Genomic DNA, 13,588 nt, shown 5'->3' with positions numbered 1-13,588 from the left:
TTGGGCGTGGTTCCCGAGCCCGGCGGTTTCACACGGCGGCCTCGGACCGGCCCCCTTCGCTCCCACACCTCGGAGAACCCCATGTCTCTGCCCCGTGCAGCCGGTGCCGCGGTACTGGCCCTCGCCCTCGCCTCGGTCGCCGTCCCGGCCTCCGCCTCCTCGGTCGCGGCGGAGGTGAACTACGTGGCTCTCGGCGACTCGTACGCCTCCGGTACGGGCGCAGGCAGCTACTCCGACATCGCGTGCACCCGGAGCCGCAACGCCTATCCGGCGCTCTGGGCCGACGCCAACGACCCGGACTCCTTCGCCTTCGCGGCCTGTGGCGGTGCGAAGATCCCCGACGTGCTGAGCAGTCAGGTGGGCGAACTGGACGGGGACACCACCCTGGTGAGCCTGAGCATCGGGGGCAACGACTCCGGGTTCGCCTCGACCATGCTCAGCTGCCAGTACTCCACCCGGTCGGCCTGCGAGCGTGCCCTGGAAACGGCCGGGGAGTACGTCGTGAACGAGCTGCCGGGCGAGCTGGACAGCCTCTACGCGACCGTACGCGCCCGGGCGCCCCACGCCGAGGTCGTCATCATCGGCTACCCCCACCTCTACAAGGCGGGCGGCCTCTGTCTCGGCGGGCTCAGCTCGGCCAGGCGCTCGGCGGTCAACGACGGCTCGGACCTGCTCAACGAGACCATCGCGGACCGCGCCCAGGCGGCCGGATTCGCCTTCGCGGACGGGCGGCCGGCCTTCGCCGGGCACGAGATCTGCACGAGCGACGCATGGATCAGCAGCTCCAACGTCCACCCGACGGCCGAGGGCCACGAGTCCGCCTACCTCCCGGCCTTCGACGCCGCCGTTTCCGGGAACTGAGCTCGGTACACGTCGCGCACGTACCGCTTGTCGGCGGCGAGCTGCTCCACGTACGCGGCGGCGGCGTCCTCCTGGAGTCCGGCGTGGGCCACGGCGATTCGCGCAGCGCCCGGTCCACGTCCTTCGCCATCCGGGAGGCGTCGCCGCACACGGAGAAGTGGGCGCCCTCCTGGAGCCAGGACCACAGCTGTGCCCCGTGCAGGCCGAGGAACTGCTGGCGCAGGCCGTGGTGCGGACCTCCCGGGTCGCGCCCGGGCTGCCCACCTCGGCCCTGGCACCGCTGGACTTCCCTTCGACGGACCCGCAGGCGCCTGTCGTAAGGGAACCGGTCCGGGGCTCGGCGTCACCCACCCTGGTCACCGCGTCGGCCACCGCGGCACCGACCGTGGTCGGGCGGCGCGGGGGCGGCGAGTCCCTCGGTCTCGGCCTCACCGCCCGTCGCGCAGACGACGGTGACGCACGCCCTCGGCCCGTGGCCGTCGTACCCGTCTGCCACGGAGGTCCGGGACCGGCGGCCGGCTCCGGGAGCGGCGGCGACCGACCCGTACGCGCCTCTTGGCCTGCCGGTCGCCCTGGCCGAGACTTGGGCGATGACACAGCGCGTGGCTCTCGCGACGGTGATGGACCGGCTCTCCATCGATGCAGTGATCACCGACTACGCCGCGGCGGTGGACGACGGCGCGTGGGACGCCTGCACCGCCCTGTTCACGCCCGACGGACGCGCCGACCACCGCAGGGCGGGCGGGGCCGAGGAGAGCGCCGCCGAGGGGGTGCGGTGGCTGGCGGAGCGCCTTCGGAACTTCCCGGTCCGCCAGCACCTCGTGGTCAACCGGCGGCTGGACCTCGAGGACCTGGGCGGCTACCCCGGGGACCACGCGCGGGTGCGGGCGGACTACTTCAGCCCGATGGGCCCGGCGGTGACCGGTGACGCCGGAAGCACCCCGGCCGTCCTGGCCGGCGGCCGGTACGTCTTCGAGCTGCGGCGGACGGACGCGGGCTGGCGGATCCGGACGGTCACGGCGCACGAGATGTGGAGGTGTGCCCCCGGGGGCACCGGATGAACCGGCGTCGGACGGGGAGGCACGCTCCCGGTGGCCCCGGCACGCCCCCTGTGCGCTCCTGATCTTCTGGACCACACTGGGATCAGGCGGACGACCGGAGGAGGACATGCATGCCGATGCGGGGCGAGCGGCTTCCCGACGACCCGGCCGGTGAGGGCGTCGCACGGGCGTGCGAGCGGCTGTTGCGCTCACGGACGGGCCGCGGCGTCGCGGCCCTGTGCGCGGGTGCCCTGCCCGCCCTGTCGTTTCCCGCCCCCTCGCTCTGGTGGTTCGCGTATGTCTCCCTGGTGCCGTGGCTGCTGCTGATCCGGTCGGCGGGCACGGCACGCCGCGCGGCCGTCGACGGCTGGCTCGGCGGAACGGGCTTCGTCCTCGCCGTGCACCACTGGCTGATGCCGAGCCTGCATGTGTTCATTCTCGTGCTCGCGGCGCTCCTCGGGCTGCTGTGGGCGCCATGGGGCCTCCTGGTGGCCCGGCTGCTGGGCGGGTCACCGTCCGTCCGGCGGTCCGTCGCCGCAGTGGCCGTGGTGCCGTCCGGATGGCTGATGATCGAGCTCGTCCGGTCCTGGGAGGGCCTCGGCGGGCCCTGGGGGCTGTTGGGGGCCAGTCAGTGGAATGTCCCGCTCGCCTTGCGTACCGCCTCGGTGGGCGGCGTATGGCTGGTCAGCCTGGGTGTGGTGGCCCTCAACACCCTGGCCGTGCTGCTGATCTCCGTGCCGGCGGCCCGCCGGGCCGCGGCCGCGTGCCTGGTCGCCGGGGCGGTGGGCGTGGGGGCCGTGGCGGTCTGGGCGCCGCGGCCCGAGGAGACCGGCTCGGTTCGGATCGCGGTCGTGCAGCCGGGCGTGATCGACGGCCCCGGCAGCGTCGAGCGCCGGTTCGCGCGCAGCGAGGAGCTCACCCGTCAGCTCGCGGGCCGCGACGTGGACCTGGTCGTGTGGGGCGAGAGCAGCGTGGGCGTCGATCTGTCGCGGAGCCCTCGCACGGCGGACCGGATCTCCGCCCTGTCGCGTCTGGTCGGAGCCGATGTGCTCGTCAACATGGATGCCAGGCGCACCGACGGTCCCGACCGCGCCGGGATCTTCAAGTCGGCGGTCCTGGTCTCACCGGACGGCCCGACCGGTGACCGCTACGACAAGATGCGCCTGGTGCCGTTCGGCGAGTACGTCCCGGCCCGTGCGCTGCTCGGATGGGCGACCTCGGTGGGCAAGGCGGCGGGCGAGGACCGGCTGCGGGGCAGCGGCCCGGTGGTGATGGATCTGCCGGACGGACTGCGGGTGGGCCCGCTGGTCTGCTTCGAGTCGGCGTTCCCCGACATGAGCAGGCACCTGGCGAAGGACGGGGCCCAGTTGCTCGTCGCCCAGTCGTCGACCTCCACCTTCCAGCACAGCTGGGCGCCCGAGCAGCACGCCTCTCTGGGAGCGCTGCGGGCCGCCGAGTCGGGCCGCCCGATGGTGCACGCCACGCTCACGGGAGTCAGCGCGGTCTACGGCCCGCGGGGCGAGCGTGTGGGAGCTCCGCTCGCCACGGACGCGAGCGAGGCCGCCGTCTACGACGTCCCGCTCGCCCGGGGCACCACCCTCTTCGTCCGGCTGGGCGCATGGCCGGTGTACGGCGCGCTCGCGGTGCTGGCCGTCTTCTTCGGCGCGGTGGGCCTGCGCTCCCTCAGGACGCCTGCTCCGACGCGTCCAGGACCACCCGCTCGCACAGGCGGTGGGTCTCCAGAGCGTCCCGTGCGCTGAGCACCGCACCGGCGCGCACGGCGTCCAGGAAGGACAGCACGCTCTGTTCGATGCCGCGCTGACGGGCGACCGGCACCCAGTCCCCGCGGCGCCGCAGGGTCGGCTGGCCCTTGTGGTCCACGACGTCCGCGAGGTTGAGGACCTGCCGCTTGCTGTCCTGCCCCGAGACCTCCAGGATCTCCTCGGTCGACCCGTTCAGCCGGTTCATCATGCCGATGGCGGTGAAGCCGTCGCCCGACAGCTGGAGCACCACGTGGTGCATCAGCCCGTCGACGACCCGTGCGCGCACGACGATGTTCGAGACGGGCCCGGGGACGAGGAAGCGCAGGGTGTCGACGACATGGATGAAGTCGTCGAGGACCATGGTGCGCGGGTCCTCGGGCAGTCCCACGCGGTTCTTCTGCAGGAGGATCAGCTCGCGCGGGTGCTCCGCGCACTGCGCGTACGACGGGGCGAGCCTGCGGTTGAAGCCGACCGCGAGGGTGACGCGGCGCTCCTCGGCCAGGGCCACCAGCCGCTCGGAGTCGGCGATTTCGTAGGCGAGCGGCTTGTCCACGTAGGTGGGGACCCCCGCTTCGAGCAGCCGCCCCACGATCTCCGCGTGCGCGGCCGTCGCCGCGTGCACGAAGGCGGCGTCCAGCCCCTGGGACAGGAGGGAGCCGAGATCCTCGTGGCACTGCGCCGCGGGGATCCGGTGGGCCCCGGCGACGGCCGCCAGCGTGGCCGGGGTGCGGGTCTGCAGATGCAGCTCGACGCCGGGCAGGGTCGTCAGTACCGGCAGATACGCCTTCTGCGCGATGTCGCCGAGTCCGATGCAGCCGACCTTCACGAGGTTCTCCCTGTCGCCTTGACCAGGGCCTTGTCACGGTCGTGTCCACTGCCCTTCCCTGGTCCCGGCAGCATACGTGCGCTGCGGGGGCTGCCAGTCGGCGATGCCGTCGAAGGTACGCAGGACGAGCCCCGGGCCGAGGCGGGAGGCGGCGGACATCAGCGCGGCGCGGAGGGCGACCGCCGGGGCGGCGGAGAGCTGCATCATCCGGGAGATCCGGGCGGCCTTGCGCACGATCGCGGTGGTGCGTGGCTGCCGGTCGGCGCTGTAGGCGGCCTGCGCCGCCCCCAGGTCCACGTCCGGTCGCGCGTGGTGGGCGAGTACGACCGCGTCCTCGATGGCCTGGTTTCCGCCCTGGCCGAGGGTGGGTGCCATGGCATGCGCGGCATCGCCGACGAGCACGACGCGGCCCCCGTGGAAGGCCGGCAGGGCCGTGGTCATCTGGTGCACGTCGTGGCGCAGCACCTGTCCGGGCTCGACGGCGTCGATGATGTCCGGCACCGGGTGGTGCCAGTCACCGAACCGGCGCAGCAGTTCGGCCTTCTCGCCGTCGGCGGCCCGCGCTCCGGCCGGGGCGGTGGCCGCCGCATAGGCGTAGATCCGGCCGTCCTTCAGCGGGTGGCTGCCCCACAGCGCGCCCCGGCCCCAGGTCTCGTGCGAGGCGAACGGACGGCCGGGCGCCGGTGCGAGGACACGCCAGGTGGTGAATCCGCTGTACGAGGGCCCCGGGTGACCGGGGAAGAGAGCGGTGCGGACCCCGGAGCGGATTCCGTCGGCGCCGACCACCAGATCGGCCTCGATGTCTCCGGCGGGTGTCCTGACCACGGCCGGGCGGCCGCCGGTGCGGCCCGGATCCACGAGCTGCGCCGGGGCGGCGGTCCGCACGGCGCCATCGGGCAGGCGGGCGCGGAGCAGGTCGACAAGTGCGGAGCGCGGCAGCAGGACGAGCGGGCCACCGAACCGCTCGGCCGCAGCGGCGCTGTCGGTGCGGGCGAGCCAACGCCCCGAGGGCGTACGCATCCCTCCGTCGCCCTGCCAGGCGGCGAGGTCCCGGACCGCGTCGCCGAGCCCGACGACGTCGAGGGCGCGCTGGGAGTTGGGGGCGAGGCTGATGCCCGCGCCGATGGGTTCCAGTGAGGCGGAGCGCTCGACCACGCTGACCTGCCACCCGCTCCGGTACAGGGCCACCGCGGCGGTGAGTCCGCCGATGCCGCCGCCGATGACCACCGCTCGGGACGTCGTCATGACGCACCCCCTCCTCGACTACACCTGTAGTGACAGGATCCACGCTACTACAGGTGTAGTCGAGGCGGTAGGTTTACTCCATGCCCTCACGCTCCACTCCCGCGCGCACCGCACCGGCCGGCCCCGACCGGCCGCCCGGGCCCTCCCGCGCCGGCCTGATCGCCGACGCCGCGCTCGCCCTCCTCGCCGAGCGCGGGATGAGGGGCCTGACCCACCGGGCGGTGGACGAGCGGGCCGGGCTTCCCCAGGGCTCGACGTCGAACCACGCCCGCACCCGGGAGGCGCTGCTGGAGGCGGCCGTACGCCGGCTCGCCGAGCGGGAGGCGCGGGTGCTCACCCCCGGGGAGTGGCTCACGAGCGGCGATCCGGCGGATGCCGCCGAGGGGCTGGCGCACGCGCTCCACCGCTATCTGACCGGCAGCACCGAGCTCCTGGTCTGCCGCTACGAACTGGCCCTGGAGGCCACCCGGCGCCCCGGCCTGCGGGCGTTCTACGACAGCGCGGGCGCACGCTTCCGTGAACCGCTGGTGGCCCTCATGACCGCCGCGGGATCGGCCGAGCCGGAACGGCACGCATTGTCGGTCGTCGCCTGGGCGGAAGGGATGATGTTCGCCTGCGCCGCGGGCTCCTACCACCGGGCCGTACCGACCGAGGAGGAGCTGCGCAGAGGCTGCGCCGAGCTCCTGCGCGGGATGCTCGGGAACCGCTGAGAGAAACGCCGAAAGCGTTGGCCCCGCTGATCGTCGCCGCGCGAGGATAGCCCGATGACGACAGAAGAACGCTCCGCACCCGAGACCGACGCGGCCGAACGGCAGATGCTGGAGGGGTGGCGGGACTATCACCGGGCGACCCTGGCGATGAAGTGTGAAGGGCTCACCGACACCCGGCTACGCGAGGCGTCCGTGCCGCCGTCGTAATTCACCCTGCTCGGTCTCGTACGGCACCTCGCCGAGAACGAGCGCGGCTGGTTCCGCGAGGTGCTCACCGGTGAGGAGATGGAGCCGATCTACGGGACGGACGAGGACCCGGACGGGGAGTTCCACCTCACGGAGGCGGACACCTGGGACGAGGCCAGGACCACCTGGCCGGCCGAGATCGAACACGCCCGGGCCAACGCCGCGAAGTTCGGTCTCGACGACCTGTCCGTCGGCATGGGCAGGAGGACCAAGCCCTTCAGCCTCCGCTGGATCTACACGCACATGATCGAGGAGTACGCCCGGCACAACGGGCACGCCGACCTCGTACGGGAACGGATCGACGGCGCCACCGGGGAGTGACCGGCGGCGCCCGCGGGTCACTCCCCCGCCGCGCTCCCCCGCAGGCGCTGCTCCAGCCGTCTGATGGCGGCGCGGACCGCGCCGCCGTACCCGTCGCCCTCGACGGCTCCGACAGAGTCCCAGGCCCGGTCCAGATGGATCCGTGCCGCCTCGAAGCGCTGCAGCTTCAGATAGTCCGCCGCCAGATTGAGATGGAGCGACGGGAAGAAGGCGCGCACCGCGGGGACGTCCCGGTGCTCCGCCGCCGGGTCTTCGGCCGGCCCTTCGGCCAGCCCCTCCGCCGCCGTCAACGCCCTGAGGTCCCAGGCGAGTTCGTCCCCGGGGTCGTCCTGGCTGTCCGCCATGTAGTGGGCGAGGGTGCACCGGTGCAGGGCTTCGCCGGATTCACCGATCTCCGACCAGATGGTCCCGAACCGGTTCCTGGCCTCTTCACGGTCTCCCGCGTGGAGCAGCATGACGGCCTGACCGATCCTGGTCATGACGGCGTCCCCCGGCACTTCCCGCTGCTCCACGTCAGAGGTCTCCCTGATCCACGTCCGGCCTGTTCCGGTGGCTCCGACGCTAGCCGCAGCCACCGGCAATCCCGCTCAGGCGCGGGCCGCGGCCGCCGGCCGGGTCGCCTGCGGGCCCAGGTCCGGGATCCGCCAGTCGATGGGCTCGTGGCCCTGCGCGGCGACGGCCTCGTCGATCTGGGTGAAGGGACGGGAGCCGAACCACTTCTTCGCGGAGAGCGGGGACGGGTGCGCGCCCTTGACCACCACGTGGCGCTCCTGGTCGATCAGCGGGATCTTCTTCTGGGCGTAGTTGCCCCAGAGGACGAAGACGGCGGGGTCGGGACGCTCGGCCACCGCACGGATCACCGCGTCGGTGACCTTCTCCCACCCCTTGGCCTTGTGCGAATTCGCCTCGCCGCCGCGGACCGTGAGCACCGCGTTGAGCAGCAGGACGCCCTGCTCGGCCCACGGCATCAGATATCCGTTGTCGGGGACCGGCAGGCCCAGCTCGTCGTTCATCTCCTTGTAGATGTTGCGCAGCGAGGGCGGTGTCCTGACGCCCGGCCTGACCGAGAAGCAGAGGCCGTGTCCCTGGCCCTCACCGTGGTAGGGGTCCTGGCCCAGGATGAGCACCTTCACCCGGTCGTAGGGTGTGGCCTCCAGCGCGGCGAAGACCTGCTCGCGCGGCGGGTACACCGGCCCACGGGCCCGCTCCTCCTCGACGAAGTCGGTGAGCTCCTTGAAGTAGGGCTTCTGCAGCTCTTCGCCGAGGACGCCGCGCCAGGACTCGGGCAGCAGGTCGGTGTCGGTCACGTCCACAACCTCCGGTAAGCAATCGGTTCTTCACCACAGAACCTACCGGGGCCCACTGACAACGGACCTGCCGAGCCCGCCGCGCCCCTCCTACCAGCTGGTCTTGCGGTACAGCTCCCACATCTGCATGACCGTCTGCGGGTCGAGCGCGCGCTCGCCGCCGCCGATGTCCTCACCGGCCGCCACGTAGAGCTTGCCCTGCCACAGGGGCAGCAGCCGCACGTCCTTGACGAGGATCTCCTGGGCCCGCTTGAACTGCTTCGAGACGGCACCGCGGTCGCTCTCCTTCCGGGAGGACGGCAGCAGCTCCTGGGTGATCTCGTCGGTCAGGTACGGGGTCCCGGTGACGCTGTCCTGGCCGACGAACGGCGCGACGAAGTTGTCCGGGTCGGGGAAGTCGGGGAACCAGCCACGTCCGAAGACCGGGTAGTCCCCCTTGGTGAAGCCCTCCTGGAAGGACTTCCACGGCGCGCTCTTCAGCGTGATCCGGAAGAGCCCGGACGCCTCGAGCTGGCGCTTCAGTTCGGTGAACTCGGGAGCGGTGGAGGAGCCGTAGCGGTCCGTGGTGTACCAGAAGGTCATCTTGACCGGGGCGGTGATGCCCGCGCCGGAGAGTATCTCCTTGGCCTTGGCGGTGTCCGGGTCGCCGTAGGAGTCGAAGAAGCTGGTGGTGTGCCCGGCGATGCCCTTGGGAACCATGGAGTAGAGCGGTTCCGCGGTGCCCCGGTAGACCTTGGCGACGAGGGCGTCGCGGTCCACCACCTGGGCGATGGCCTGCCGGACGGCGAGCTTCCCCGCGGCCGGGTCCTTCGGGTTGAACACGAGGAAGCGGATGTCGGCGCCGACGGACTCGACGATCTGCAGACCGTTGTTGTCCTTCTTGTTGTCCTCGAGGCCGATGACCTCCTCGGCGGTCAGGCCGCGGTAGGTGGCGTCGATCTCCTTCTTCTTCAGCGCATCCACCATGGGGGCGGAGTCCTCGAAGTAGCGGATCGTGACCGCGGTGTTCTTCCGGTCGGCGAACCCCTTGTAGCCGGGGTTCTTCGTCAGCTCGGCCTTCTTGCCGGCCTCGTACGAGTCCAGGAGGTAGGGCCCCGAGCCGGTGACCTTGCCGTCGTCGCGGACACTGTCCGCCGGGTACTCCCCCGGGGGGACGATCGACATCGCGGGAGTGGCCAGGATGAAGGGGAAGGTCGCGTCCGCCTTGGCCAGGTGGAAGATGACCGTGTCCTCGCCCTTGGTCTCCACCCGGTCGAGAGACCCGAGCAGTCCGGCCGGACCACCCTTGACCTTGATCTTCACGATCCGGTCGATGGAGTACTTCACGGCCTCGGCGTCGATCTTCTCCCCGTTGGAGAACTTCAGGCCGGAGCGCAGGGTGCACCGGTAGGCCATGCTCGTGGCGTCGGTGAACCGGCACTCCTGGGCGGCGTCCGGCTCGGGGCTGGTGCTGCCCGTCGGGAAGCTCACGAGGGTCTGGAAGACGTTCCTCATCAGCTCCCACGACCCGTCCCACGCGGCGGCCGGATCCAGGGTCGAGGGCGAGCTCGTCGTGCCGACGGATATCTTCTGGTCCGTTTCCGAACTGCTGTCGGACAGCAGGCCGCAGCCGGTCAGCAGAGAAAGGGAAGCAAGGGCTGCAACAGTCTGCAGACTGGCCCGGTAGAACACGTGCACGCTCCTCGATCGGCCTTGGGTCGGCAGACCATACCGCAGTGCCTCGCCGGGACAATCCGCTGGCCCGACGAGGCACTTCAGTCAATCAGGGCCAAACTGGCGCAGTCCCTCTCAGGCCACGCCCGCGTTCAGGAAGATACCGCCGTCGACCACGAGCGTCTGCCCCGTGACCCAGTCGGACTGCGCGGACGTGAGGAACGCCGCCGCCCCGCCGATGTCCTGCGGGACACCGAGCCGGCCCAGCGGGTAGGCGGCCGCGGCCTCGGCCTCCCGGCCCTCGTAGAGCGCCTCCGCGAACTTCGTCTTCACCACGGCCGGGGCGATCGCGTTGACCCGCACGACCGGCGCGAACTCGTGCGCCAACTGAAGGGTCAGGTTGACCATGGCGGCCTTGCTCATGCCGTAGGCGCCGATGAAGGGCGACGCGGAGACACCCGCGACCGAGGCGATGTTGACGATCGCCCCGCCGTTCTCCCTCTGCCAGGCCTTCCAGGTCTGCTGGGCGAATCCGAGCGCCGAGATCACATTGGTCTCGTAGACCTTGCGGGCGACGTCGAGGTCGAGCTCGGCCATCGGCCCGAAGACGGGGTTGGTGCCGGCGTTGTTGACCAGGTAGTCGACCCGGCCGAACGCCTCCATGGCGCGTGCCACGGCCGCGGCCTGGTGCGCCTCGTCGTGCGCCTTGCCCGCGATGCCGACGGCCCGGTCGGCGCCGAGCTTCTCCACGGCCTCCTTCAGGGCGTCCTCGCCACGGCCCGTGATGACGACGCGGTCACCCCGGGCGACGAACGCCTCCGCGATGCCGTAGCCGATGCCCCGGCTCGCGCCCGTGATGAGCGCGACCTTGCCACTGTCCTGCACAGTCATGTTGTCCGTTGCCCTTCCGGGGTCAGTTGAGCGGTCCGCCGGCGACGTACATGACCTGCCCGGACACGAAGCCCGCGTCCTCACCGGTGAAGAAGGCGATGGCGTTGGCGATGTCCTCGGGGTGGCCCACGCGCTGCACCGGGATCTGCGTCGCGGCGGCGGCCTGGAACTCCTCGAAGCCCATGCCTACCCGCGCCGCGGTCTGGGCGGTCATCTCGGTGACGATGAAGCCGGGGGCGACGGCGTTGGCCGTCACACCGAACTTGCCGAGCTCCTTGGCCAGCGTCTTCGTGAAGCCCTGGAGACCGGCCTTGACCGCGGAGTAGTTGGCCTGGCCCCGGTTGCCCAGCGCCGAGGAGGACGAGAGCGAGACGATGCGGCCGAACTTGGCCTCCACCATGTGCGCCTGTACGGCCTTCGCCATCAGGAACGCACCCTTGAGGTGGACGTTCATGACGAGGTCCCAGTCGGACTCGCTCATCTTGAAGAGCAGGTTGTCCCTGAGCACACCCGCGTTGTTGACGAGGATCGTCGGGGCGCCGAGCTCGGCGGCGACGCGCGCGACGGCCGCTTCCACCTGGGCGCTGTCCGACACATCGCAGCCGACGGCGAGGGCCTTGCCCCCGGCGGCGGTGATCTTCTCGACCGTGTCCTTGCACGCCGCCTCGTCGAGGTCGAGTACGGCGACGGCGCGGCCCTCGGCCGCCAGGCGTACGGCGGTGGCGGCGCCGATGCCCCGTGCCGCTCCCGTCACGATGGCGACGCGCTGCTCGGTGGTGGACATGCTTGGTTCTCCTCGCCCTTGGATCGCGGCTCAGCGGACGTCAGGAAGTTCCCGATAACTGAGCAACCGCTTAGTACCTTCAGCAGACGAGACGCTAGAAGCCCTGGCACCCGGTGTCAACGGCCCACGGGGACAGGGGCGCATGTCACACCGGACGGAGGCGCCGCCCCGTACGTCCGGGGCGGCGCCTCCGGCAGGGAATCAGCGCACCAGCAGGTCGAGCAGCCGCTCCACCTCGGCGGCCGGGTCCGTGGTCAGACCACTGTGGACGACGCCCGGCTGGACGACCGTGGAGCGGGGCGCGATCAGCCAGCGGAAGCGCCGGCCGGCGTCGTCACCGGCGGCCTGTCCCGCCGCCTCACCACCGCCGCAGACCCCTTCGACCGCCCGCAGGGCAGCCAGCACACCCTGTACGTCGGCCTGCGGGTCCAGCACCCTGAGCTTGCGCTCGTCCAGGTGCGTCCGGGCCGCCACGAAGGACTTCGCCCGGCAGTAGACCAGCACGCCCGCGTTGAAGCACTCGCCGCGCTCGACACGGGGGACGACGCGCAGGACCGCGTACTCGAAGACATCGCGCTTGCTCATCGGCCGCTCTCCTTGCCGTCACGTCCGGCGCCCGCCTGCGCGTCGCGGTCCTTCCTGGTGGGGTGGGGCCAGGGCGTCAGCCGTTCGGTGAGCCATCCGGGCGCCTGGGAGGGCCGGGCCTTCGTGGGTCCGTCCATGACGACGCGCTCGTGGATGCTCGCGGCGCGTGCCAGCAGCGGCTCCACGTACGCCCGGCGGAGCTGGTCCGTGCTCTCGAAGCCCGGTTCACCGGCCAGCCATTCACCGGGAACCTCCGCCGCCACCTCGGTGAGCAGCTCTTCGGTGACCAGCGGGGCGAGTTCGGCGGCCGCGGAGGCGATGTCCGGCCCGAACGGCGCGAGTACGTGGTCGGAGGCGTTGTACGGCTTCGCCGCCGAGGCCTGCGCACCCGGCCAGTTGTGGTGCCAGATCATGGTGGCCCCGTGATCGATCAGCCACGGCTCACCGTGCCAGACGAGCATGTTGGGGTTCCGCCACGACCGGTCCACGTTGTTGATCAGCGCGTCGAACCAGACGACCCTCCCGGCCTCCGCCGCCCCGACCTGGTAGGCGAGCGGGTCAAAACCGAGCGAGCCCGGCAGGAAGTCCATCCCGAGATTCAGCCCGGCGCTGGCCCTGAGGAGCTCCTGCACCTCCTGGTCGGGCTCGGCGAGACCGATGACGGGGTCCAGCTGGATCGTCACCAGCTCCGGCACCCGCAGCCCGAGCCTGCGGCCGAGCTCCCCGCAGATGACCTCCGCCACCAGGGTCTTTCGCCCCTGCCCGGCCCCGGTGAACTTCATGACGTACGTGCCGAGGTCATCGGCCTCGACGATCCCGGGGAGCGAGCCACCCTCACGCAAAGGGGTGACATAGCGGATCGCTACTACTTCTTCCAGCACTTTCCCAGGCCACCCATCATTTCAGCCTTACAATCCACGGACGGCCTCTCCCGGGCGCAGAGGCAGGAATCACCGGTCAACGGCGCCGGGGAGAATCTGGGGAGTTTCGGCCGGCAAGTCGGCCTTCCCGCTCCCCAAGCAGACCGTCGATGGTGCCGCGACCCTTGCCACCGGCTCCCGGCATGAAGTAAACATAGTAACCGAGGGTGATCGTCGGCGAGGAGTGGCCGAGCCATCGAGCCAGGGTCACAACGGACTCTCCGGCTTCCCACATGATCGAGGCGTAGGCGTGGCCGAAGCACGTGGAAACCATCCTTCGGAGCTGCCGCCCGCTGCCAGGCTTTCGCCCCCTCGACACGTGGCGGGATGACGCCCGCCTTGGCCAAGGCGGGCTTCCAGGTGTAGGGCCGCCCAGTGTGCGATGGCTACGGCGAGGGTCGCCGGTGGAGCCAGTAAGCCAACGGGAGCACGCCAC

The 13,588-nt window shown here is 71.4% G+C and carries 13 protein-coding genes and 2 pseudogenes; 5 read left to right on the top strand and 10 right to left on the bottom strand.

The features are described 5' to 3' along the window. The first annotated feature begins 81 nt into the window (after window positions 1-81). Window positions 82-861 (top strand): SGNH/GDSL hydrolase family protein, encoded by a 780-nt coding sequence (locus B9S57_RS27925; protein ID WP_103759954.1) that lies wholly within the window; start codon window positions 82-84, stop codon window positions 859-861. Here B9S57_RS27925 and B9S57_RS36545 read toward each other — a convergent pair. Next, a pseudogene (locus tag B9S57_RS36545) lies at window positions 822-1,060 on the bottom strand (hypothetical protein); the annotation flags it as partial. The gene B9S57_RS27925 and the pseudogene B9S57_RS36545 overlap by 40 nt on opposite strands. Window positions 1,061-1,451: 391 nt before the next feature. On the opposite strand from B9S57_RS36545, the gene B9S57_RS27915 reads away from it, so the two are divergent. Continuing rightward, window positions 1,452-1,922 carry a nuclear transport factor 2 family protein gene (locus B9S57_RS27915; protein WP_103760081.1) on the top strand — a complete coding sequence of 157 codons (471 nt, stop codon included), beginning with the start codon at window positions 1,452-1,454 and terminating at the stop codon, window positions 1,920-1,922. A 110-nt stretch (window positions 1,923-2,032) separates the two neighbouring features. Then, a complete protein-coding gene (gene lnt, locus B9S57_RS27910) occupies window positions 2,033-3,661 on the top strand; it encodes an apolipoprotein N-acyltransferase (protein WP_103759953.1) in 1,629 nt (542 codons plus the stop codon). On the opposite strand, the gene B9S57_RS27905 is transcribed toward lnt, so the two are convergent. Together B9S57_RS27905 and B9S57_RS27900 are read right to left on the bottom strand one after the other, a co-directional pair. Continuing rightward, a complete protein-coding gene (locus tag B9S57_RS27905) occupies window positions 3,585-4,490 on the bottom strand; it encodes a Gfo/Idh/MocA family protein (RefSeq protein WP_103759952.1) in 906 nt (301 codons plus the stop codon). The genes lnt and B9S57_RS27905 overlap by 77 nt on opposite strands. 33 nt (window positions 4,491-4,523) lie before the next feature. Then, a complete protein-coding gene (locus B9S57_RS27900) occupies window positions 4,524-5,735 on the bottom strand; it encodes an FAD-dependent monooxygenase (protein ID WP_103759951.1) in 1,212 nt (403 codons plus the stop codon). 80 nt (window positions 5,736-5,815) lie between these two features. Between B9S57_RS27900 and B9S57_RS27895 the strand changes: the two genes are divergently transcribed. Both B9S57_RS27895 and B9S57_RS27890 read left to right on the top strand, forming a co-directional pair. Beyond that, window positions 5,816-6,445, top strand: a complete 630-nt coding sequence (locus tag B9S57_RS27895) for a TetR/AcrR family transcriptional regulator (protein ID WP_103759950.1) — start codon at window positions 5,816-5,818, stop codon at window positions 6,443-6,445. Window positions 6,446-6,499: 54 nt separating this feature from the next. Continuing rightward, window positions 6,500-7,012: pseudogene (locus B9S57_RS27890) on the top strand (DinB family protein). Between the two features lie 17 nt (window positions 7,013-7,029). Here the strand turns inward: B9S57_RS27890 and B9S57_RS27885 are convergent. The 7 genes from B9S57_RS27885 to B9S57_RS27855 form a co-directional block, all read right to left on the bottom strand. Next, window positions 7,030-7,524, bottom strand: coding sequence for a hypothetical protein (locus tag B9S57_RS27885; RefSeq protein ID WP_103759949.1), 495 nt, complete (start codon window positions 7,522-7,524; stop codon window positions 7,030-7,032). A gap of 75 nt (window positions 7,525-7,599) precedes the next feature. Further along, the gene (locus tag B9S57_RS27880) at window positions 7,600-8,319 is read right to left on the bottom strand and encodes a uracil-DNA glycosylase (protein ID WP_103760080.1); all 720 of its coding nucleotides are present in this window, start codon (window positions 8,317-8,319) and stop codon (window positions 7,600-7,602) included. Between the two features lie 90 nt (window positions 8,320-8,409). After that, window positions 8,410-9,990, bottom strand: coding sequence for an ABC transporter substrate-binding protein (locus tag B9S57_RS27875; RefSeq protein WP_103759948.1), 1,581 nt, complete (start codon window positions 9,988-9,990; stop codon window positions 8,410-8,412). Window positions 9,991-10,107: 117 nt separating this feature from the next. After that, the gene (locus B9S57_RS27870; protein WP_103759947.1) at window positions 10,108-10,863 is read right to left on the bottom strand and encodes an SDR family oxidoreductase; all 756 of its coding nucleotides are present in this window, start codon (window positions 10,861-10,863) and stop codon (window positions 10,108-10,110) included. A gap of 22 nt (window positions 10,864-10,885) precedes the next feature. Then, the gene (gene fabG, locus B9S57_RS27865; protein ID WP_103759946.1) at window positions 10,886-11,647 is read right to left on the bottom strand and encodes a 3-oxoacyl-ACP reductase FabG; all 762 of its coding nucleotides are present in this window, start codon (window positions 11,645-11,647) and stop codon (window positions 10,886-10,888) included. A gap of 201 nt (window positions 11,648-11,848) precedes the next feature. Continuing rightward, window positions 11,849-12,232: a DUF3037 domain-containing protein gene (locus B9S57_RS27860; protein ID WP_103759945.1), complete on the bottom strand. Its 384-nt coding sequence runs from the start codon at window positions 12,230-12,232 to the stop codon at window positions 11,849-11,851. Next, the gene (locus tag B9S57_RS27855) at window positions 12,229-13,113 is read right to left on the bottom strand and encodes a HipA family kinase (protein ID WP_103759944.1); all 885 of its coding nucleotides are present in this window, start codon (window positions 13,111-13,113) and stop codon (window positions 12,229-12,231) included. The genes B9S57_RS27860 and B9S57_RS27855 overlap by 4 nt, the downstream gene beginning before the upstream one ends. Window positions 13,114-13,588 lie beyond the last annotated feature (475 nt).

The sequence above is a fragment of the Streptomyces sp. SM10 genome, assembly GCF_002910915.1.
Lineage (GTDB): Bacteria > Actinomycetota > Actinomycetes > Streptomycetales > Streptomycetaceae > Streptomyces.
The sequence above is the reverse complement of the archived record's forward strand: the minus strand, read 5'-3'. Positions and strand labels throughout refer to the sequence as shown.

Coding starts and splice junctions, on each gene's coding strand:
- B9S57_RS27925 (WP_103759954.1), top strand. CDS start 82: ATGTCTCTGCCCCGTGCAGCCGGTGCCGCGGTACTGGCCCTCGCCCTC.
- B9S57_RS27915 (WP_103760081.1), top strand. CDS start 1,452: ATGACACAGCGCGTGGCTCTCGCGACGGTGATGGACCGGCTCTCCATC.
- lnt (WP_103759953.1), top strand. CDS start 2,033: ATGCCGATGCGGGGCGAGCGGCTTCCCGACGACCCGGCCGGTGAGGGC.
- B9S57_RS27900 (WP_103759951.1), bottom strand. CDS start 5,735: ATGACGACGTCCCGAGCGGTGGTCATCGGCGGCGGCATCGGCGGACTC.
- B9S57_RS27895 (WP_103759950.1), top strand. CDS start 5,816: ATGCCCTCACGCTCCACTCCCGCGCGCACCGCACCGGCCGGCCCCGAC.
- B9S57_RS27870 (WP_103759947.1), bottom strand. CDS start 10,863: ATGACTGTGCAGGACAGTGGCAAGGTCGCGCTCATCACGGGCGCGAGC.
- fabG (WP_103759946.1), bottom strand. CDS start 11,647: ATGTCCACCACCGAGCAGCGCGTCGCCATCGTGACGGGAGCGGCACGG.
- B9S57_RS27860 (WP_103759945.1), bottom strand. CDS start 12,232: ATGAGCAAGCGCGATGTCTTCGAGTACGCGGTCCTGCGCGTCGTCCCC.